Annotated in this window: 15 protein-coding genes; 5 read left to right on the top strand and 10 right to left on the bottom strand. The window is 37.7% G+C overall.

Annotated features, from left to right (window positions below; all coding sequences use genetic code 11):
* Nucleotides 1–1,515 carry a MutS-related protein gene (locus DRW42_RS27210; RefSeq protein ID WP_113952012.1) on the top strand — a complete coding sequence of 505 codons (1,515 nt, stop codon included), beginning with the start codon at nt 1–3 and terminating at the stop codon, nt 1,513–1,515.
* Between the two features lie 81 nt (nt 1,516–1,596).
* Here the strand turns inward: DRW42_RS27210 and DRW42_RS27205 are convergent, their stop codons facing one another.
* From DRW42_RS27205 to lpdA, 8 genes are all read right to left on the bottom strand, one after another.
* Complete coding sequence (locus DRW42_RS27205) at nt 1,597–2,589, bottom strand: transglutaminase family protein (RefSeq protein ID WP_113952011.1); 993 nt, start codon at nt 2,587–2,589, stop codon at nt 1,597–1,599.
* A gap of 114 nt (nt 2,590–2,703) precedes the next feature.
* Nucleotides 2,704–3,639: an alpha-E domain-containing protein gene (locus DRW42_RS27200; RefSeq protein ID WP_113952010.1), complete on the bottom strand. Its 936-nt coding sequence runs from the start codon at nt 3,637–3,639 to the stop codon at nt 2,704–2,706.
* 11 nt (nt 3,640–3,650) lie between these two features.
* Nucleotides 3,651–5,099: a circularly permuted type 2 ATP-grasp protein gene (locus DRW42_RS27195; RefSeq protein WP_113952009.1), complete on the bottom strand. Its 1,449-nt coding sequence runs from the start codon at nt 5,097–5,099 to the stop codon at nt 3,651–3,653.
* Between the two features lie 766 nt (nt 5,100–5,865).
* Nucleotides 5,866–6,393, bottom strand: a complete 528-nt coding sequence (locus tag DRW42_RS27190; RefSeq protein ID WP_113952008.1) for a ferritin — start codon at nt 6,391–6,393, stop codon at nt 5,866–5,868.
* Between the two features lie 562 nt (nt 6,394–6,955).
* Entirely contained in the window at nt 6,956–7,315 is a 360-nt protein-coding gene (locus tag DRW42_RS27185) for a hypothetical protein (protein ID WP_113952007.1), read from the bottom strand.
* A 103-nt stretch (nt 7,316–7,418) separates the two neighbouring features.
* A complete protein-coding gene (locus tag DRW42_RS27180; RefSeq protein ID WP_113952006.1) occupies nt 7,419–7,979 on the bottom strand; it encodes a GNAT family N-acetyltransferase in 561 nt (186 codons plus the stop codon).
* Nucleotides 7,980–8,819, bottom strand: coding sequence for an MBL fold metallo-hydrolase (locus DRW42_RS27175; RefSeq protein ID WP_113952005.1), 840 nt, complete (start codon nt 8,817–8,819; stop codon nt 7,980–7,982).
* Between the two features lie 214 nt (nt 8,820–9,033).
* Nucleotides 9,034–10,422: a dihydrolipoyl dehydrogenase gene (gene lpdA, locus DRW42_RS27170; protein WP_113952004.1), complete on the bottom strand. Its 1,389-nt coding sequence runs from the start codon at nt 10,420–10,422 to the stop codon at nt 9,034–9,036.
* A 685-nt stretch (nt 10,423–11,107) separates the two neighbouring features.
* Between lpdA and DRW42_RS27165 the strand changes: the two genes are divergently transcribed.
* Together DRW42_RS27165 and DRW42_RS27160 are read left to right on the top strand one after the other, a co-directional pair.
* A complete protein-coding gene (locus DRW42_RS27165; protein ID WP_113952003.1) occupies nt 11,108–14,500 on the top strand; it encodes a TonB-dependent receptor in 3,393 nt (1,130 codons plus the stop codon).
* 364 nt (nt 14,501–14,864) lie between these two features.
* Complete coding sequence (locus DRW42_RS27160) at nt 14,865–16,055, top strand: M12 family metallopeptidase (protein WP_113952002.1); 1,191 nt, start codon at nt 14,865–14,867, stop codon at nt 16,053–16,055.
* 133 nt (nt 16,056–16,188) lie between these two features.
* Here the strand turns inward: DRW42_RS27160 and DRW42_RS27155 are convergent, their stop codons facing one another.
* Both DRW42_RS27155 and DRW42_RS27150 read right to left on the bottom strand, forming a co-directional pair.
* Nucleotides 16,189–17,370, bottom strand: a complete 1,182-nt coding sequence (locus DRW42_RS27155) for an AIR synthase related protein (RefSeq protein ID WP_113952001.1) — start codon at nt 17,368–17,370, stop codon at nt 16,189–16,191.
* A 314-nt stretch (nt 17,371–17,684) separates the two neighbouring features.
* Nucleotides 17,685–19,859, bottom strand: coding sequence for a glutamine synthetase III family protein (locus DRW42_RS27150; RefSeq protein WP_113952000.1), 2,175 nt, complete (start codon nt 19,857–19,859; stop codon nt 17,685–17,687).
* Nucleotides 19,860–20,009: 150 nt separating this feature from the next.
* Between DRW42_RS27150 and DRW42_RS27145 the strand changes: the two genes are divergently transcribed.
* Entirely contained in the window at nt 20,010–20,909 is a 900-nt protein-coding gene (locus tag DRW42_RS27145; protein ID WP_113951999.1) for an energy transducer TonB, read from the top strand.
* Nucleotides 20,910–20,920: 11 nt separating this feature from the next.
* Entirely contained in the window at nt 20,921–21,283 is a 363-nt protein-coding gene (locus DRW42_RS27140; RefSeq protein WP_113951998.1) for an FEKKY domain-containing protein, read from the top strand.
* Nucleotides 21,284–22,300 lie beyond the last annotated feature (1,017 nt).

The raw sequence follows: 22,300 nt of genomic DNA, 5'->3' as shown, positions 1-22,300 counted from the left end.
TTGTTATTTGTAAAAGGCGCAAATTTAGAAAAAAAGTTTATCAGTTGGCAGTTTTCGGTGTACAGTTTTCAGTTTTTTAAGTATGCCGCCAATCCAACTGCTAACTGCAAATTGAAAAAGCCAACTATTAACGTAAATTCTTATCTTGAGGGGATTTATAAGCTTATCCATCCGCAACGCCTCATGAGTAAATTTGATATTGATAAACAAACCTTAACCGATTTAAACATATTTGATGCTTATGGCTTAAATAAGAGTGTTTTTTCAGTATTCAATTTTACTGCTACAATTAAGGGCAATGATAAGCTGATGGAAATGTTCAGGACACCATCAACCAATATAGAAGTTATTAATGAACGGCAGGAGCTGATTAAATATATTTCAAACTACGAGGGCGATTTATATCTCGACCGTACCAATATGGATTTTGTTGAGAGTTACCTGATGCAAAACTCCAAAATAAAATACTACTCCGGCATTTCGGCACTGGCCAAAGCTGTAAACTATTTCTTTTACCCTAACCAGGCTTATTATTTAAAGGAAAAAGGAATCAGGGAAATTATTTTTCTGCTTAAAAAACTGAGCGAAATTTTTAATACGCTGAGCAGTGATATTAAACCCAGACTGGTTAAAGAATTTGATGACCTTATCCTCATCTTATTAAAACAAAGCCTGATTAAGGAAATTACCGGTCGTGATGAAAGAAAAATCAGCTTGTTTGAGCTGGAGCGACTGGATTTTATATTTAGGAAAACCGAGTTTCGAACAATCAAGCAGCTCCTCGATCTGGTATATCAGTTTGATGCCTTTTTTTCTGTTGTTAAAGCATCCAGGAAATACAATTTAAACCTTCCGAAGGTAAGCGCCAGCAAGCAGCATTTAAATATTAAAGGTGTATTTCATCCTTTCTTGGAGCACCCGGTTGCCAATAATATGACGTTTGAAGCTGGAAAAAATGTTTGTTTTCTTACCGGGAGCAACATGGCCGGAAAATCTACCTTTTTAAAATCAGTAGGCATTTCCATTTACTTGGCGCATTTAGGTTTTCCTGTTCCTGCAGCTTCAATGGAAACAGGTATCTGGCAAGGCCTGGTGTCGACCATCAATCTGCCTGATAATTTAAACCAGGGATACAGTCATTTTTATAATGAAGTATTGAGGGTAAAACATGTTGCCGAAAAGATTAAAGTTTCTAAAAACATTTTTGTGATTTTTGATGAACTTTTCCGCGGAACGAATGTAAAAGATGCATTTGACGGATCGCTTTCTATAATTAAATCATTTTCTAAAATAAAAGATTGTTATTTTATGATTTCGACCCATATAGTAGAGGTGGCCGAAATGATCAGGCATGAAGAAAACATGCTATTTAAATATCTTTTTACGAGGATGGAAAATGGCAAGCCAATATTTACCTATAAGCTGAGGGATGGAATTACCGAAGAGCGGATAGGGATGTGGATTATAGAAAATGAGAAGATTACGGAAATTTTAAACAATAGGGATCTGAATTAAATCCCTACCGTTTTATTTCGAAGCTAAAAACTCAACTGAAAACTGCCAACTATAAATTGTCAACTGCCAACTGAAAACTGTCTACTGTTGCTGCTGTTGTTGTTGCTGCATCGCCTCCATATATTCCTGATAGCTGTTTCTGGTTCGTGCAGTGGTAATTACAGGGGATGGTTTGCTGTAATTCACTTCTTTTGGCTGGAAATAGGTTTCATTATCGTTAAAATCGTCGTCGTTATAACCTACCGAAACATTTACTTCCATAATCTGCTCGAAACCACCTTTGTAAACACCTTTTACCGGCGAACAATCGGCAAAGTTGCGTCCTACGGCCAAACGGACATGGTTTTCGTTGGCAATACAGTTGTTGGTAGGGTCGAGGCCCAGCCAGCCATATTCGGGCAGGTAAGCTTCAGTCCAGGCATGGGTAGCACCTTCGCCCCGCATGCCATCTCTGTTAGGGCAGATGTAGCCGCTTACATACCGTGCAGGGATTCCGGTTAAACGCAACATCGCAGTAAGTACATGTGCAAAATCCTGACAAACACCCGCTTTTAGTTTCAAAATTTCATCAATAGTGGTATCAACGGCGGTTACACCTTTAATGTATTCGAAGTTATTAAAAACGTGGGCGCAGTATTTTATGGCGGTTTGATAGGGGGTATCCTCCGGAGTTTTAATCCCCAAAGCCGTTTCTTTTAACTGGATGATGCCTTCGAAAGCTTCCTGCCTCAGGTAATCGATATAAGGTACTTCGTATTTAAGGGTATCTAAACTGTTCCATTGTTCGCTGCTGAACATATCGTCTTGCGGAAGTGTTTTAGGGAAGGTTTCTACACATACCTTTGAGAAGATTTTCAGTTGGGTATGTGGTTCGTTTTGGGTAAAAGTGCCTACCTCGTTACCGTAATAATCGATAAAAATCTCAATTTCAGGACTTCCGGAAATGTTCAGGTCGTGTTTAACCACCTTTTGGAAATCATCTTTGATCGGAAACAGAATGATCTGGTTGGCACTATCGCGCACCGGCGATTCGTATTTATAATTGGTAATATGTTTTATTTTGAAAATAGGCATAATGGCTTTTGTTATTGATGTGATGCCACAGATAAAAACGATAAGCACAGATCTGAAATCAATAAAAATAATATCTGTGTTAATCTGTGTCTATCTGTAGTTAAATTTAATTGTTTATGAATTTGCAAAATAATACTCGTTCAACAGGTTACCGATTCCATATAATTCCGATCTGATTTCGGCAAGGTAACGGTGCAGCTCTTCTTCATTCATCTTATTAACCGAACTATAGGTAATCATGCTTTTTAACCGTCCGATTTTAAACGACAGGTTGTTATAATGTTCGATATTGCTTTCGCTTTTTAAGCGGTTAAAATACCGCTCGATATTGCCCATAGCATATAGTGCTGATCGTGGGAAATCGTTATTGAGCATGGCCAGTTCGATGATGTTTTTGGCATCAAAGCCCTGCCGGTAGGTTTTTAAGTATAGCTCATAACCACCTAATGATAACAATAAATGTTTCCAGTAGGAAATATCAGTGAGTAAATCAGGATTACTGCTGATTGAACTGAATTTAATATCGAGAATATCAACTGACTGGATACTGCGCTCGAGGTGTTTGCCGATATTCATAAAACTTCTGCTTTCGCCCCGTTCCATTACGCTATCGGCTGTTCCGTTGTACAGCATCACCTGTTTGATCAAAATATCCATAGCGGTAATCGGATCGTCTTTCTGTACATACCACAACAGTTTTTCATCCTTAACGGTATGGTAATATTCGTTGAGGCATTGCCATAAATCTTTGGGGATATGCTCCTGCACACTTCTTGCATTTTCGCGGGCCAGGGTAACGATGTTTAAAATCGAGTTTGGGTTTTCGCGGTTTAACAAAAGGTATTGTATCACTGCCCGGCTATCGTGCTGGATATTCAATAATTCATTTTCATCATCTGATGAGAAAATCCTGATCACAGGTTTCCAGGTAAATTCCTGGATGGTATCCTGTGAGGAGGCGTAATTTATTTTCAACATGCGCAGCATTCCATCGCTGCGCTCAACATATCTGCTTAACCAATATAAGCTTGATGCAACTCTACTTAACATAATGCTGTAATTTAAGAAGTTAAAACCCAGGTATCTTTACTGCCGCCGCCCTGCGAGCTGTTTACCACCAGCGACCCTTCTTTTAAGGCCACCCTGGTTAAACCGCCGGGAACAATCGAAACCCCATCCGGTCCGTTCAGGGCAAAAGGACGTAAATCGATCCTCCGTGGTGCCAGTTTTCCGTTAATGAAACACGGCGCGGAAGATAAACTGATGGTAGGCTGTGCGATAAAATTGCGGGGATCTTTCAGGATCTCGATTTTGTATGCTTCGGTTTCCTGTTCGCTTGCCGCATGTCCCATCAACATTCCGTAACCACCACTTCCGTTGGTTTTTTTGATTACCATGGTATTGATGTTCGCGAAAACATGTTCCAGTTCATCACGGTTGCTCAGCTGGTAAGTGGGAACGTTCTTTAAAATGGGTTCTTCGTTCAGGTAATACCTGATCATATCGGGCACATAGGTATAAACTGCTTTATCGTCGGCCACACCATTGCCCACTGCATTTACAATGGCCACGTTACCTTTGCGGTAAGCGCCCATCAAACCGGCAACTCCCAGCACGCTGTTAGGATTAAATACCAGGGGATCGAGGTAATCATCATCCACGCGACGATAAATCACATCTACCTGCTGCAACCCTGTAGTGGTTTTCATAAATACCTTTTGATTTTTTACCACAAGGTCGCGGCCTTCTACCAGTTCTACGCCCATTAAACGTGCTAATGTGGTATGTTCGTAATAGGCCGAATTGTACATGCCCGGACTTAACAGTACAATGGTAGGGTTTGAAACTGCCCGGGGGGAGAGTGACAGTAAATTTTTGTACAATAAGGCCGGATATTCGGTTACGCTCCTTACGCCGCATTGCGGAATAAGATCGGGAAATAACCTTTTGGTAATTTCGCGGTTCTCGAGCATATAACTTACGCCTGAAGGGGTACGAAGATTATCTTCGAGTACGTAAAACGTTCCGTCGTGGTCTCTTATTAAGTCGATGCCTGCGATATGGATGTAAATATCGTGCAGTACATTAACATTGTGCATCTCTCTTAAAAAATGCGGACAGGAATAAATCACATTTATAGGTACAATTTGATCTTTTAAGATAAATTGATTGCTATAAACGTCTTTTAAGAAAAGATTGAGTGCTTTTAGTCGCTGTTTTATGCCTTTTTCTATAAAAAGCCACTCAGTTGAGGTAATAATTCTTGGGATAATGTCGAAAGGGAAGATTTTTTCGATTCCTTCGCCGCTGTCGTACACGGTAAAGGTAATTCCCTGACTCATGAACAGTTTTTTGGCGAGTTCTTCCTTCTTGTTTAAATTTTCGAGCGATTCTTTAGAGAAATTGTTGATAAAGTTTGTGTAGTGATTCCGGTAATTATCACCGTTTAAAAACATTTCGTCATAAGTTTTGGGATGATTTACATAGTTTTTAATAAAATCTTCTATCATTTCGTTTAAATATTTCCTTAAATTATGATTTTGTAAGCAAAAAATAATACTTTTTATGTTAAAAATTATAATTAATATGTTTTTTATAGATTAATATGAATTTTTTGTGCTGTATTTGAGTTATTTATGTGTTTTATTATTGAATATTTTAAATATTTATCCAAAAAATTTGCAATTACTAATAAAATGTCTACTTTTGTAATGCTCGTTAATTATTATTATATATTTGGTTTAAAAAAAGCGCTGGTAACGGCGCTTTTTTTATCACAATTTCAGACTTATTCATAATCAACATAAACCAAACAACCTAAACTAAGAAAGCTCCGGTAAAACCGGAGCTTTTCTTTTTATATGCGTATTGTCACTCGACTAAAGTACAGTTCCGACGTTAAATCGGTACAAGTTGCACTTCGCTCGAAATGACAGTTTGGGGTAGGCCTTAATAAGAGGCGAGTCATCTCGACCGGAACGTAGTGGGGTGGAGAGAACTATCCCGAGACAGATTTAGCTTCGCTGAGCCTTCGGGTTCTCGACTGCGTTGCACTCTGATACCATTTACAAACTCCAATAGAAAACTCGTCATTGCGAGGAGGAACGACGAAGCAATCTTTCCTGCTGGCGATTATTGCAAGAAAGATTGCTTCGTCGGCTGAAAAAGCCTCCTCGCAATGACGAGCTTTCTGTTTGATGTACTAGAAATAAAAATTACCGCATAAAAAAAAGCTACCCTTTTCAGGATAGCTTTTTGATATATGTTTTGTTGTTGTTATTCTTCTGAGTAAGAGATTTTGTTAACATGTTTGTCAATTTCCCATCTTCCTGTACCTTCTTCGCCAATCACTTCGAATAATTCAAGCGCTCTGCGTGCTTTGTATTCTTCTTCGCGTTGCTCTTTCAGGAACCAGTTTAAGAATTCCATGGTTACAAAATCCTGCTCCTTATGACATCTTGCAGCAAGGTTTTTAAAACTTTGCGTAATGGCGATTTCTGCTTCTAAAGCATCTTCGAAAACCTCTCTAAATCCAGCGAAGTCGGTTTTAATACCTGTTACTTCAGGAGAGATCGCGTTTCCGCCCATATCCAAAACATATTTGAACAATTTTAACTGATGTACCCTTTCTTCTTCAGATTGTTTTAAGAAATAGTCTGCTGAAAAGTCGAATCCATTTTGGTCGCACCAAGATGACATTGCTAAATATAGTGATGAAGAGTGAGCCTCTTTTTTGATTTGCTGATTTAATAATGTTTCGATATCCTGAGATATTAAACATTTGATACGCATTAGATCTTTCATGTTTCTGTACTTTAATAACAATACAAATGTAAATCGAATTTGTTCAAGAATATAATTTATTTACTATATGAAATTAGTCTAAATTGCTGATAATTAGTTATTTGTAATGAGTTTAAATAAGAGGGGATGGATGATGTAAGGAGTAAAATGGATGATGGAAAATGAGGTATAACGCGAGATGGATACTGGTTGAGGATCAGAAGGGTAGCAGCCGGTTTTCAGTTAAAAGTTTCAGTGCTAATAACCAATGATCCAATTATCAATGAACGTGTACCGCCTTAAGAGTTAACAATAAGTAGCTATCTTCTTTTACCTAAATTGTCATTCTGAATGCAATGAAGGATGTTTATAAAGGAAGTATAAGGAGTAGATTTCTCCATTCCACTGCGTTTCAATCGAAATGACGATCTTGCTTAAGGTGACGTTCATAAGATTACAATTAACCAGTTTATACAGTTAACCAATCATTTTGACCATTAAGAAGTTAAGGGAATTAAGATTTAGTGGTTTTTAAAACAATCTGGGATCACATTTTCCATCTCACCTCAAACATTTTCCATTATTAATAAACTAACCTATAAAGGCAGTCGCTGATCATGTGGTTAAGCTTGAACATGGTGAACGTACCCTGCAATAAATCTTTTAATGCTAAAATTTCTAAAGCGCTTAATAAATAGATGTGTTCGCAGCCATTAAAGGTAACCAGTTCGAAATCGGCTTTGTGGGTGTTTAAAAGAAGTGCCTCGATATCGATATTCTCGACAACTGCTTTTAATTTTTGAAGCGACAGGCAGTTAAAGCGGGCAAACTTGCCGCCAAAATCTACATAAAAGCAATTGAGTTTATCTGATTGATAAATAGAACCCTGGGTATTTGAGAATACGTTAACCAGTTCATTAATATCGATACACGCTTTTTCCATCGATACAAAAATTGGTATTATTTAGATTAAATACAAATAAAAATGGAAATAAATTTTAGAAGCGCTTAGCGTAGGGCGCCATTCGATTTTTAAACTTAAGGTATTATTTTATTTTGAAGATCATGTGATGGTATAATCCACCCATAAACTGCTTTTCATTTTGTGTAACAAAGCCCATGTTTTGGTAAAGCTTAAATGCCCGGGTGTTTTCTTGCTCTACCAAAAGGCCAATGTTAGTATGACCAAGTTTTTTGCCCCAATCAACGCCTGCTTTAATCAATTGTTTTCCTATTCCTTTTCCCTGGGAATCAGGATTTACACTAATGCTATCCAGGTAAAATTCGCCGCTTTGGGTTTCGGTACCTTGATTATTGTTGTTTGCCTGGTGATGTTCTTCCAGATAGTTTAAGAATGGTTTGCGTAATTCTAAAAGTTTTGCGCCATCATAAGCATTAATAGCGCCTAAAATTGTGCCGCCCTCTTCAAAAACCAAGGTGTTTTGGTAACTGTATTGGTTGCCCTCTTCCTTAAAGAAATGGGTAAAAATTTCTTTTATTATTTCTCCGTCTTCAACATTAGTGAGCTTGTTAGCCAATCGCCCCATGGCCTGAATTATTAACGGTACAACTTGTTCGGCATCGGAGGGTTTAGCTGGTCTGATCATTTATATGTCGCTTAAATTAAAGGTTTCTGCTACGCGGATCCCTTTTTCGGTCCGTTGTAAGGTGCAACACTCATTAATAGGGTCGTGTTCTAAGTATAATATATAATTGTGGTTCACGGCTTCTTCTAAAAAGGCCTGTTTTTCGGTCAGCGTTTTTAACGGGAACATATCGTAAGCCATCACATAGGGTAGGGGAAGATGCCCAACGGAAGGCAAAAGATCGGCCATGTACACGATGGTTTTTCCTTTGTAGCTTATTTTTGGTAACATCATGGCATCGGTATGGCCATAGGCAAAGCTGATGTTGATATTTTTCTGCCACTCGATGTTTTCCTGCTCTTCAATAAATTTAAGCTGACCACTTTCTTGTATAGGCAGGATATTTTCTTTTAAAAATGAAGCTTTTTCCCTTGCGTTCGGCTCAACGGCCCATTGCCAGTGTTTTTCATTGCTCCAGTAATTTGCATTTTTAAAAGCAGGAATTAATTTATCATTTTCCCTAACAATTGCCCCACCTACGTGATCGAAGTGCAGGTGCGTAAGAAAAACATCGGTAATATCGGAGGTACTGAAGCCTAGCTGTCCGAGCGATTTCTTCATCGAATCGTCGCCATGAAGGTAGTAATGACTAAAAAACTTTTCATCCTGTTTATTGCCTATTCCGGTATCTACCAGGATCAGTTTATTGCCTTCTTCGATCAATAAACAGCGCATGGCCCAGGTACAAAGGTTATTGGCATCGGCAGGGTTAGTTTTTTGCCAGATGGCTTTGGGTACAACGCCGAACATGGCACCCCCATCGAGTTTAAAAAGGCCTGTGTTTATGGTGTGGAGGTTCATTTTTTTTAGTATTAAGTGTTTAGTATCGAGTATTTGGTATCGAGTATTTGGTATCGAGTATTTAGTATCGAGTATTTAGTATCGAGTATCAAGTATCGAGATTGGAATTTGTTAAAAATAAGAAAACCCTTCAGAATTAACTAAAGGGTTTCTGTAATAATATTGGTTTTATTCGGGGTGCCGACCTTATGCCTTTTACCCTAAACCTTCTACCTTATAAGTGTATCACTTCTCCGTAAGCATCAGCGGCAGCTTCCATAATGGCTTCGCTCATGGTTGGGTGAGGGTGAACAGATTTGATCATTTCGTGACCAGTAGTTTCCAGTTTGCGTGCCACTACAATTTCTGCAATCATTTCGGTAACATTGGCACCGATCATGTGTGCGCCTAATAATTCGCCGTATTTAGCATCGAAAATTAATTTGATGAAACCGTCTTTAGCGCCGGCAGCACTTGCTTTACCCGAAGCTGAAAATGGGAATTTACCGATTTTTAATTCGTAACCTGCTGCTTTAGCTGCTTTTTCGGTATAACCTACCGAAGCAATTTCAGGTGTGCAATAAGTACATCCGGGGATGTTGTTATAATCTAATGGTTCAGCATGCTGACCGGCGATTTTTTCAACACAGATAATACCTTCTGCAGAAGCAACGTGCGCTAAAGCCTGTCCGCCAACCACATCACCAATGGCATAATACCCTTTAACTGAAGTGTTGTAGAATTCGTCGGTAACGATTTTGCCTTTTTCAGTTTTGATACCTACTTCTTCCAAACCGATGTTTTCGATGTTGGCAACAATACCAGCTGCTGATAATACGATATCGGCTTCGATGGTTTGCATGCCTGATGCTGTTTTAACCGAAACTTTGCAACCAGCACCGCTTGTATCAACCGATTCAACACTTGCTGAAGTCATTACATCGATACCCGTTTTTTTCAGGCTGCGCAATAATTGTTTTGATACATCTTCGTCTTCAACCGGAACAACGTTTTCCATAAATTCTACGATGGTTACTTTTGTTCCCATGGTAGCATAAAAATAGGCAAACTCTACACCAATAGCACCAGATCCTACTACTACCATGCTTTTTGGTAATTCAGGAAGTACCATTGCCTGGCGGTAACCGATAATTTTTTTACCATCCTGTTTAAGGTTAGGCAATTCTCTTGAACGTGCGCCGGTAGCGATGATGATATTTTTAGCGCTTAATTCCTGTTGAGAACCATCAGCACCTTTAACTTCCAGTTTGTTCCCTGGTTTTACTTTACCAGTTCCCATAATGACGTCAATTTTATTTTTCTTCATTAGAAACTGAACGCCTTTGCTCATGCCATCGGCAACGCCACGGCTGCGTTTTACCACAGCAGCGAAATCTGCAGTAGCACCGGCAGTAGTAATTCCGTAATCGGCAGCATGATTAATATATTCGAAAACCTGGGCACTTTTCAAAAGTGCTTTAGTAGGGATACAGCCCCAGTTTAAACAAATACCACCTAATGATTCACGCTCTACAATGGCAACTTTAAGTCCCAATTGTGAAGCTCTGATTGCAGCTACATAACCACCAGGGCCGCTGCCTAAAACAATAACGTCGTAATTCATCTGTTTTTTCTAATTTGTCTTTTATCTGTCAGACGGAGCTTACCATAATTAATCGGAGAACTAACTATGGACGGTTCATATCTATATTAAAGAGATTTGTTTCTTAATTATTCTGCATTTACACAGGCAATGTTTAAATTTTTTCCCTGATGAAGGATTGAACTTCTCCATTACCATAATTAAAAGGAGGTTGTGCTCTTAATAATCGCTCAAAACTAAAAAAAAAATGTCAATTGAATAGGCCAATATTGAGATCACCTTTAAAAATTACAAAGGATGAATATTGTTTTGTCTGTTGTGTCTTAAAATACGTATTACAATTATGAAGATTTGCAGAATAATATATGGGTTGGATAACTAAAAGTTAAATAACCGGGATGTTTAAGGTTTAAAAATTGTTGTTAATATGTATTATTTGAAAAATACCAATGTTAACTTAAGTTTTCTGCATAAATTATAATCAACTGAGAGTTTCGTTGTTAAAAATTTAGTTTTATAAACAATGTATTGATAAAGTGAAAGTTATAATTGTGATGATATGTGTTAAATGTTGAAAAATTATGACCGACTTAATAATTATTTAACATTGGATGTTAAAATGTGTTAAATTTTATTAGGACATTTGCAGCAATAAAATCCCTATTAGATTATTATTCAACAACAAAAAACATTTAAAAAACAAAGTATGAAGAAATCTTTACTTTTAAGATTAGTACTGGTTATTGTTGCATTTGTAGGTTTTACTGTTGGTGCGAACGCACAGGTAACCACATCATCAATGACAGGAACAATTAAGGATGCCAAAGGCGCCTTGCCTGGTGCAAGTGTTAAAGCAACACACACACCAACTGGGACTGTTTATTCTGTATCTACAAACAACGATGGTCGTTTTACCATTGGTGGTATGCGGGTTGGCGGTCCTTATACCATTGAAGTTAGTTTTGTTGGTTACAGACCCGAGAAACAAACTGAAGTTTATTTGAAGATTGGTGAGCCTTATTTAGTAAACTTAACTTTAGTTGATAATAGTTCAACGCTAGCTGAAGTTAAAGTTGTGGGGCAAAGTGCCAATAGTATTTTGAATTCAAACAAAAATGGAACATCAACAGTAATAGCAAGACAACAGATTCAATCATTACCAACAATTACCCGTAGCGTTAATGACTTAACGCGTTTAACGCCACAAGCAAACAGCACTTCAATTGGTGGTGGAAACTACCGTTCGAACAACTTTACTGTAGATGGTGCTAACTTCAATAACCAATTTGGTATTGGTCAGAACATTCCTGCAGGTGGTTCTCCAATTTCAATTGATGCATTAGAGCAAATCTCGATCAATGTAACGCCATACGATGTTCGTCAAACAGGTTTTACTGGTGGTTCAATTAGTGCTGTAACACGTTCTGGTACTAACACTTTTCAAGGTAGTGCTTTCTATACCATGAGGGGTGAAGAACAACAAGGTAAAAGAATTGGTGATACTTATCGTATTCCTGATGCTTCAATTCAAAAATTGGACGAGAAAAATTATGGATTTAGTTTAGGTGGTCCGATTGTAAAAGATAAATTATTCTTTTTTGTAAACTATGAAAAAAAGCACACCATTCAGCCAGGGACTACAAGAATAGCTTCTTCACCTAGCCTTCCATACGGAGCTCCAGGTACCCCGAATACTGTTGTGCCAGCTAGTCAATCGCTTTTGAACGAAATTTCTTCATATTTAGATACTAAATATGGTTATAAAACAGGGCCGTATCAAGGATATTCAAATGTAAGTGATAACGAAAAAATGTTTGCTCGTTTAGACTGGAACATTACTAAAAATCATCGTTTTAGTGTAAGATATAATCAAGTTGAAAGTCAAAGCCCTTCTCCAGCTAGTACATCGGTAACCAACTCAGGAGTTACTGGTGCATTGAGTTACAACAATAATAGGTCTGGTACTGCAAATAATGCCGGATTACCTTTTTATAATTCTAACTATTATCAAGCAGCAAACCTGTATTCAGCAGTTGCTGAGTTGACGTCGAACTTTGGTAGCAAACTAACAAATGTTGCACGTGCTACTTACTCGCACCAAAACGATCCAAGAAATTCGGATAGTTCTCCGTTTCCTTTAGTTGATATCCTAGATGGAACCCAAAATTCTTCAAACGCAGGAAATGTTTTGACTACTTTTGGGTATGAGCCATTCACTTACGGTAACTTAAGAGATGTTAAAGGATATACTTATTCTGATGACTTGAGTTTAGCTTTAGGAAAGCATAATATTACATTAGGTTTGCAAGCTGAATTCAGTACTACCAAAAATGGATTTCAGCGTTTTGGTACTGGTTTTTACACATTCAAATCATGGGATGACTTCAAAAATGGAGCTAAGCCACTACAATATTCTGTGACTTATCCATTAACCGCTGATGGTTCTCAAGCTTTCCCTAGCTTTAAGTTTGCCCAATATTCAGCCTATTTACAAGATGAATTTACTGTTTCTGATCGCTTGAAATTAACTGCTGGTTTACGTGTTGAACAAGCAACTTATCCAGATGCTCCAGAAATTCAAACACATCCTTTAGTAGCTGCTCAAACTTTCCATGATGGAAGAAAAGTAGATACAGGTGTTTTACCTAAAAATAGATTATCATATTCGCCACGTTTTGGTTTTAACTGGGATGTAATGGGAGATCGCTCATTACAGGTTCGTGGTGGAACAGGTATATTCACTGGCCGTGTTCCTTTTGTATGGATTGTATCACAGTCAAGTGATGCAGGTTTATTACAATATTTACAAACTTATTCAAGTCTTAATGGTGGAGTTGTTCCTTCTTTTAATCCAAGTATTGCTCCGAATTTGCTTACCGCTACTAAACCAGCAGCTGGAACAAGTATCCCAGGAACGATTAGTATTATGGCTCCTGATTTAAAGTTCCCGCAGACTTGGAAATCAAGTTTAGCATTTGATGTTAAATTACCTTTGGGAATCGTGGCTACATTAGAAGGTATTTATGGTAAAGATTTAAATGTTGCTGTTGCTAAAAATATCAACTTGGTAAATCCAACTGCAACTAATATTTCGGGTTATCCAGATAATAGACCATTATATCCTAACTCTGTTGCTGGAAGACAAGAGGTAGACATTAATAGTGCTGGTATTCCAACTACTAACGGAACATCTGCATTAAATGTAACAGAGATGACCAATGCTAAAGGTGGTTATAACTGGATGATTACTGGTCAGTTAACAAAGCAATTTAACAGCGGAATATCAGCAATGATTGCTTATACACGTTCAGATCAACGCAATTATGGAGATGGTGGCGGAGATCAGCTAGGTAACTTATGGTCTATCCCAGCAACATCTACGAATCCTAATATACCAACTTTAAGTTACTCTCAAAATTTAAATCCAGATCGCATTATTGCAAGTGTTTCATACAGAAAAGAATACTTGAAAAACCTTGCTACTTCATTCTCATTGTTTTATGAAGGTTCTCAACAAGGAAGATACTCATATGTTTATGGAGCAGATTACAATAGAGATGGAGTCTCTGGAAATGACTTGATTTATATCCCTAAAGATGCATCTGAAATAAATTTTGTTGCTATACCATCCAACTTAGTAAGTACTTCTACTGTAACTAGAGCATATCCTAGATCATATACTGCAGCAGAACAAAGTGCTATTTTCGAAACTTATATTGCGCAAGATCCATATTTGAGCAAACATAGAGGCGAATATGCACAACGTAATGCGGCAACCTCTCCGTGGAGAAATCAATTCGATTTAAGGATTACTCAACAAATCTTCAAGAATTACGGTAAATCAAAAAATACTTTTGAATTTACAGCTGATATTTTCAATGTGGGCAATTTGTTAAATCGTAAATGGGGTAATGTGAATTTTGTTAATAATGCAAATATTTTGGTTCCTCAAAATGCATCAGCAATTAATGATACTACTAAACCAACATTTATTCTTGCTGCCGCTCAAGGTGATATAGTTAGAAATACTTTCGGTACCTCTCAAACTATTTCTTCTACCTATTATATGCAATTCGGTGTCCGTTATATTTTCAACTAATACTTAATAAATTATATGATATCGAAGCGCCGGTCAGATGATCGGCGCTTTTTTGTTTTTAATGATTTATTATTTTTTCGGTTTATATGTAAAAAACTGACTATTTGGTGTAAAAAATATAGCGCTTTTAATAATTGATGGTTATTTTTAATAAGGAAAACAAAAAAATCTATTTATGAAACGCACGCTCTCTCAGAAAATATTCTTTTTCACCAATTAGGTTATTAATGTGCTGCCTAATGTAGTTCATCCCTCCAAATCTAATTCAATTACATTCCTAAACTTTTCGTGCTTTTATAGTAAATCATCCATGTTTACCTCATGATTAAACTAATATGTAATAAAATTTTAAAAACATCTAAACATGAAAAAAATCTATTATGCTATTGCAGCTCTTATCGTTTTTATAAGTGCTTGTAAAAAAGAAACTTCTGTTAATGACGAACAATCGAAAGATAACCCGGGAAAAGTAATTACCTATCATTTAAAGAACGGTGGACAGGTTACCGTTCAAATTAACAACAGAGGTGAATATGTTGTTGGAGGTGACGTTATTTTATCAAAAGACCAGATTGCTTATTTGGAATATAATAAAGTAGGAGATGGTAAAACAACTACACCTAGAAGCACTTTTACCACTACATTTCAAAAACTTTGGCCTGGTGGCGTAGTTTACTATACGATTAGTAATACCATAAATAGTAATAATATAGGACTAGCTATAAATGAATGGGAGACCTATACGTCAATTCGTTTTATTCAGCGTACTAATCAAACAAATTATGTGGATTTCAGTACTCCTCCTACTCAGGGTTCTGGCTCATCTCAATTAGGGATGACTGGCGGTAGACAGGAAATTAAACTCGAGAACAATGCAAGTTTTCGTACGGTAGTACATGAAATAGGACATGCGGTTGGATTAATGCATGAACAAACCAGATCAGATAGAGATCAATATATTAATGTTAATTATGGAAACATAAATAACGATTGGAAGTCTCAATATGATATCTACAATTTAGGAGCTGGCTATCAAACAGGAACTTTCGATTTCAATTCTATAATGCTTTATAGTTCTGATAATGCAGCCGCAAGGATAAATGGAAATACAGCTCCTCAAATGACAAGAAAAAATGGTTCAACTTGGAGCAATAACTACTTTTTGTCTCAAGGAGATATTGATGGCGTAGATTATATGTATAATCCGAAGGTTTTTATAAAAGTAGTTTCAACCTATAATGAAAATGAGTCGTTTAACAATAGTCAAGGAGGAAATGATGATGTAAAAACTGTTTATGACATGTCTTTGGAACTTTATAGCAATTATGACTTAACTATTCCTTATACATCGCCTATTCCAATAGCAATAAATCTATCTTACTATTACAATGACAATAATGTTAAAGGTCAAATAATTGTACCTCCTGGTACCCAATCACTTTCTTATGGGCAGAATATCGAAGAGTATTACATGGAATATGGTCAATATAGATTTCATAATAATTATACCGTCTTCCCTGAAAAGGGAGTGGGATATATTGTTCCAGGACCATAATTATATAATTTAATAATAAATCGAAATCGTTTTCAACCTTGCAAAGGAGAAAGAAAAATACAAATTTATAATCCGTGAATAACAAAAAAGGGCTGAAATAAAATTTCAGCCCCTTTTTGTTATGTATTATTTCTTAATTATAAACAAAAGTACCTTTTTCGCTTTCAATCGTTACCTGTTTCTGATCACCTTTTTCTACATGGCCGATCACCTGTGCATCGATATTAAAGCTTTTTGATATTTCGATAATGCTATCAGCGATTTCCTGTGGCACGTATAGCTCCATTCTGTGCCCCATATTAAATACTTTATACATTTCCTTCCAATCCGTACCCGACTGCTCCTGTATCAGCTTAAACAGCGGTGGAACAGGGAACAGGTTATTCTTGATGACGTGGATATCATCATTAACGAAGTGAAGCACTTTGGTTTGTGCACCACCACTACAGTGTACAATGCCATTTATCTGGCCTGCATGTTTTTCTAATATTTTTTTGATTATCGGTGCATAGGTACGGGTAGGAGAGAGCACCAGTTTACCAACGGTTATTTTACCAAAACCTTCGATTTCAATTTCATCGGTAAGTTGTTTCTGACCGGAAAATACAAGATCAAAAGGAACTGCAGGATCAAAGCTTTCAGGGTAAGTATTGGCAACTGATTTCTCGAAAACATCGTGGCGGGCAGAGGTTAATCCGTTTGATCCCATGCCACCGTTATATTCCGTTTCGTAAGTAGCTTGTCCGTATGATGCCAGGGCCACAATAACGTCGCCAGGTTTAATATTATCGTTGCTGATGATCTCTTCGCGCTTTAATCGACAGGTTACCGTAGAATCTACAATAATGGTTCTTACCAGGTCGCCAACATCTGCAGTTTCACCACCTGTTGAGTAAATCGAAATGCCTTGTTCGCGTAAATCGGCCAAAATTTCTTCTGTTCCGTTAATTACTGCAGCGATTACTTCGCCCGGGATCAGGTTTTTGTTGCGGCCAATCGTTGAGGATAAAAGGATATTATCGGTAGCGCCTACACAGATCAAATCATCGATATTCATAATTATGGCATCCTGCGCAATGCCTTTCCATACAGAGATATCACCGGTTTCTTTCCAGTACACATAAGCTAAAGAAGATTTGGTACCTGCGCCATCGGCATGCATAATGTTGCAATATTCCTCATCGCCACCTAAAATATCAGGGATGATTTTGCAGAACGCTTTTGGGAAAATTCCTTTGTCGATGTTTTTGATGGCATTGTGCACATCTTCTTTTGAGGCAGAAACGCCGCGTTGATTGTACCTGTTATCACTCATGTTGCCGCAAAGATAGTTTTTTAAGGTGGAAGGTAAAAGGGAAATTAGTCTAAAGTCCATAGTCAGCAGTCTGTAGTCTGAAGATTTATTAACCTGAGTTCGATAATTTTTGAGTAAAAAAATGTTTTATTGATACTTAGTCTACACGAATCGTAGCATGAAAGACCCTGAAATAAATTCAAGGTGACGGATTGCCGGTAATTTGCAGTGGCAGTTAACCATTTCGCTATACCAATAACAATGCCAAATAAACCAATAAATAAAAAAGGCGTAGAGTAAACCCTACGCCTTAAACCTTTTAGCTTATGCCATTCTTATTTCATGAATAATAATTCTCTGAATTTTGGTAAAGGCCAAACGCTATCGTCAACAATCTGCTCTAATTTATCAGCGTGGTAACGGATGATCTCGAAGTAAGATTTAACTTTTTCGTCGTAAGCAATTGCTTTCTCACGAGTATCTTCGATTTTGTTGGTTACTTTACGTTCTTCTAACATTGCATCGATATTGGTTTTCACAATTTCTAAATGCTCAGAAAGTTTTTTAACGATATCGATAGAAACTTTGCTATCTACACCAATTGCTTTTAATCCCTGTACGTTTTCGATCAAAGAGTTTTGGTAAGCAATGGCAGCAGGAATAATGGCAGTATTTGCAACTTCGCCCATTACACGTGCTTCGATCTGTAGTTTTTTATAGAAGTTTTCTAACATGATTTCATGACGGGCATGAATCTCACGTGCACTATAAATGCCTGTTGTAGCAAATAACTCAGCAGATTTTTCAGTCAAATAAGCATCTAAAGCTTTAGGGGTGGTTTTGATGTTTGATAAACCGCGTGCTGCAGCTTCATCTTCCCACTCCTGGCTATAACCATTACCTTCGAAACGGATATTTTTAGATTCTTTGATGTATTTTTTGATCACTGTTAATAAAGCGATGTCTTTTTTGTCTCCTTTTTTGATCAGTTTATCAACTTCAACTTTAAATTTAACCAATTGCTCAGCCATGATCGCGTTTAAGATCGTCATTGGAGCAGAAGAGTTTGCTGAAGATCCAACAGCTCTTAACTCAAATTTATTACCTGTAAAGGCGAAAGGAGAAGTACGGTTACGGTCGGTATTATCCAACAAAATCTGAGGGATTTTAGGAATACCTAACCAAAGTGCATTATCTTCTTTGATTTTTTTGCTGATACGTGAGTGCTCGATCTCATCCAATACATCGTTTAATTGCGAACCAAGGAAGATAGAGATAATTGCAGGTGGCGCCTCGTTTGCACCTAAACGGTGATCGTTGCTTACTGATGCAATACTTGCACGTAATAAATCAGCATGCTCGCTAACAGCTTTAATTGTGTTTACAAAGAAAGCAAGGAACATCAAGTTGTTTTTAGGTGTTTTACCCGGAGCCAATAAGTTTTTACCGGTATCGGTAATCAAACTCCAGTTATTGTGTTTACCTGATCCGTTGATGCCAGCATAAGGTTTTTCGTGCAATAATACACGGAAATGGTGACGACGGGCAACTTTTTCCATCAAATCCATCAATAATTGATTGTGATCGATAGCTAAGTTGATTTCTTCATAAATCGGAGCACACTCGAACTGAGAAGGTGCAACCTCATTGTGACGGGTTTTTAAAGGAATGCCTAATTTTAGAGCTTCGTTTTCGAAATCTACCATATACGTGAATACACGCTCAGGGATAGAACCGAAATAATGATCTTCTAACTGCTGGCCTTTGGCCGACATGTGACCGAACAAAGCGCGGCCGGTTAACAATAAATCCGGACGGGCGTTAAATAACGACTCATCTACCAAGAAATATTCCTGCTCGATACCTAATGAAGCATTTACTTTAGTAATGCTTTTATCGAAATATTGGCAAACATCAACAGCAGCTTTATCAAGTGCAGCTAATGCTTTTAACAAAGGTGCTTTATAATCCAAGGCTTCACCGGTATATGATACAAATACTGTAGGGATACATAGTGTTTTACCTGCTTTACTTTCCATAATGAAAGCCGGAGATGAAGGATCCCATGCAGTATAACCGCGGGCTTCGAAAGTATTACGGATGCCGCCGTTAGGGAAACTTGATGCATCAGGCTCTTGCTGAACCAATGCGCTACCAGCAAATTTTTCGATAGCACCATCACCGCTTGGCTCAAAAAACGAATCGTGTTTTTCAGCTGTTGTACCGGTTAAAGGCTGGAACCAGTGCGTGTAGTGCGTTGCGCCAGCGCTCATTGCCCAAGCTTTCATAGCTGTTGCAATTTGGTTGGCATCGTCAGAATTGATTAATTCACCCTGGTTGATAGATGAAATTAATTTTTCATACACGTCCTTAGATAAGAAATCTCTCATTTTTTTCTTATCAAATACATTCGAGCCGTAAAAATCAGAAATTTTCGCTGAAGGAGATTTAACTTCAGGTGAAATTCTGTTTTGAGCCTCTTTTAATGCGATGGTTCTTAAGCTTTTCATTAATTTGTTATGTTTTTTGTCAAAAATAGTATATTTTATTAATTTTTGTAAAACAATCGCAAGAAATATGTGAATTTTATTGAAAATGAAATAAAAAAATGTTTTTCAGATGGAAAATTTCATTTTTTGCAAAGAAAATAGATTTTTTAAATGTTTTATGGAATCGGTGATTTTGCTGCATCATCCAATAAAAACTTAAATACTATGTTCAACTCTTCTATTAACGTATACAAAACCGAGTGGCTCGATCTTGTATTTGCAAACCGCAACAAAAATTATGGTGCTTACGATTTAAGGTCTAAATCTTCGAAGATTATGACCAGGGCACTTTTTGTATCAGGAAGTTTATTTGTACTGGCCTGTTTCTCTCCGTTAATTTATTCGAAACTGGTACCAAAAGAAGAAGCAGTTGTTGAAGTGGCGAAACCTGTTGATTTAACCAATGTGATTCACCAGATGAAACAGGATCTGCCTAAACCAGAAGAAAAACCTGAGCCGAAAAAAGTAGAACCAGTAAAGGTTAAAACGGTTGCTTTATCGCAGAATATTGTGGTGGTAAATAAAGTAGATCTTCCAGATCCTCCAACAATTAAAGAAATACAAAATGCTGTAATCAGTGATAAGACGCAAGATGGAATTGTTGCCCCAAATTTGGTAATTCCAGATGCAAAAGGTAATGGTGATGGAACAGGGACTGCTAAAGAGGGAACAGGAACGGCAGATAATGCAGAATACACTACAGGTGGTGTTGATGAATATCCTGAATTTGCAGGCGGCGCCAAAGCCTGGTCTAAATATATGGAACGTAATTTAAGGTATCCATCAAGGGCACAGGAGGAAAATATTGCTGGAAAAGTATTTGTAAGCTTTGTGGTAGAAAAAGATGGTTCCATCACTGATGTATCGGTAATTAGAGGGATCGGTTTTGGCTGCGATGAAGAAGCAATGAAAGTGATTAAAAAATCGCCATTATGGAAACCTGGTAAAAATAAAGGTGTTCCGGTGAGGGTGAGGTATAACATGGCGATCAACTTCCAGATTTCTAATTAAAATTGTTGAAAATGAAAAAGTTCCTCTTAATAGTACTATTTATTTGCTTTACCGCTGCTTATTTAAGTGCTAAAGTTGTAAATCCGGCAGATACTTCAAAACAATACAGCATTAAACTGGCCAATACCGATTTAAAAAACGGAACTTTTAAGTTTTTGCTCCGCGGTGGTATTGTATCTACTTATGTTAAAGGGCAGGAAATATTTGAAAAGAAATATGGCATTGCTTATCGCGATTTTGGATGTGTAATGCCTGCAAATATTTCGATCGAAGATTATAATAAGGTAGTGGCTTCTTTTATGGATAAGAAATATGGAAAGAGTTGGAGAAAAGAAGTGAGGAAGGATGTGCAGGGAATAGGAAGTGATGGATGATGTGAGATGGGAAATGGATGATGGGAGGAAGACTTTCTATTAACGCTCTTGGTTTTTAGGGAGATGTGGGGTTAGGTAAATTGAAACGGTTTGGGCGGCGCCCAGGCCGTTTTTTTGTTTAGCCACCCACCACCACAGTTCGTCATCTCGAGCGGAGTGCAACGTAGTCGAGAGATCTATCTTTACACAGATCTCTCCATTGCACTGCGTTTCAGTCGAAATGACGAACTTTTATTAGCGTCTGTCAATGTAGCGAAATGGAGAAATCTATCTCGGTAGATCACTTGCAGGTCGTCACCCTGAACTTGTTTCAGGGTCTATTTAGCATGGCGATCGCGGTAGGACAAGGAGCTTAATAACCAAGCAAAACGAATAAATATTAATCGGTTTCAAATAATTAAATATTATTGCAGTTTTTTTGGAAAGCATGGACAGTACCTTTTTTGTAATTGCAGTCCCGCCCTTTGTTTCAAATCCTCGCCCTCGTACCTCTGGCTGCGGGTTTTCCACTTCGGTCGGGTTTAGGTAGCAAGGCTAGTGGTGCTATAAATGGTTATTGCAGGTGCAGAAACTGGCGATATGCCGAAGAACAGGCTTTGGTTCAATAAACCCGACAGAGCGGTTAGCCCACAGTGGAGCGCAGCGGAACGAGGACTATAAGCGAAGGCGGGTGTACAGCAGCGATGAAAAACAGCACGTACATTTTCTAATAAATAAATCATTTAGAAGGTCGTCACCCTGAACTTGTTTCAGGGTCTATTTAGCATGGCGATCGCGGTAGGACAAGGAGCTTAATAACCAAGCAAAACGAATAAATATTAATCGGTTTCAAATAATTAAATATTATTGCAGTTTTTTTGGAAAGCATGGACAGTACCTTTTTTGTAATTGCAGTCCCGCCCTTTGTTTCAAATCCTCGCCCTCGTACCTCTGGCTGTGGGTTTTCCACTTCGGTCGGGTTTAGGTAGTAAGGCTGGTGGTGCTATAAATGGTTATTGCAGGTGCAGAAACTGGCGA

The organism is Pedobacter miscanthi (assembly GCF_003315595.1).
In the GTDB taxonomy this organism is placed as follows: Bacteria; Bacteroidota; Bacteroidia; order Sphingobacteriales; family Sphingobacteriaceae; genus Pedobacter; species Pedobacter miscanthi.
Note: the sequence above shows the minus strand (reverse complement) of the source record. Positions and strands in the feature narration are given on the sequence as shown.

Coding starts and splice junctions, on each gene's coding strand:
- DRW42_RS27205 (WP_113952011.1), bottom strand. CDS start 2,589: ATGCCTATTTTCAAAATAAAACATATTACCAATTATAAATACGAATCG.
- DRW42_RS27200 (WP_113952010.1), bottom strand. CDS start 3,639: ATGTTAAGTAGAGTTGCATCAAGCTTATATTGGTTAAGCAGATATGTT.
- DRW42_RS27195 (WP_113952009.1), bottom strand. CDS start 5,099: ATGATAGAAGATTTTATTAAAAACTATGTAAATCATCCCAAAACTTAT.
- DRW42_RS27190 (WP_113952008.1), bottom strand. CDS start 6,393: ATGAAAGATCTAATGCGTATCAAATGTTTAATATCTCAGGATATCGAA.
- DRW42_RS27185 (WP_113952007.1), bottom strand. CDS start 7,315: ATGGAAAAAGCGTGTATCGATATTAATGAACTGGTTAACGTATTCTCA.
- DRW42_RS27180 (WP_113952006.1), bottom strand. CDS start 7,979: ATGATCAGACCAGCTAAACCCTCCGATGCCGAACAAGTTGTACCGTTA.
- DRW42_RS27175 (WP_113952005.1), bottom strand. CDS start 8,819: ATGAACCTCCACACCATAAACACAGGCCTTTTTAAACTCGATGGGGGT.
- lpdA (WP_113952004.1), bottom strand. CDS start 10,422: ATGAATTACGACGTTATTGTTTTAGGCAGCGGCCCTGGTGGTTATGTA.
- DRW42_RS27165 (WP_113952003.1), top strand. CDS start 11,108: ATGAAGAAATCTTTACTTTTAAGATTAGTACTGGTTATTGTTGCATTT.
- DRW42_RS27160 (WP_113952002.1), top strand. CDS start 14,865: ATGAAAAAAATCTATTATGCTATTGCAGCTCTTATCGTTTTTATAAGT.
- DRW42_RS27155 (WP_113952001.1), bottom strand. CDS start 17,370: ATGAGTGATAACAGGTACAATCAACGCGGCGTTTCTGCCTCAAAAGAA.
- DRW42_RS27150 (WP_113952000.1), bottom strand. CDS start 19,859: ATGAAAAGCTTAAGAACCATCGCATTAAAAGAGGCTCAAAACAGAATT.
- DRW42_RS27145 (WP_113951999.1), top strand. CDS start 20,010: ATGTTTTATGGAATCGGTGATTTTGCTGCATCATCCAATAAAAACTTA.
- DRW42_RS27140 (WP_113951998.1), top strand. CDS start 20,921: ATGAAAAAGTTCCTCTTAATAGTACTATTTATTTGCTTTACCGCTGCT.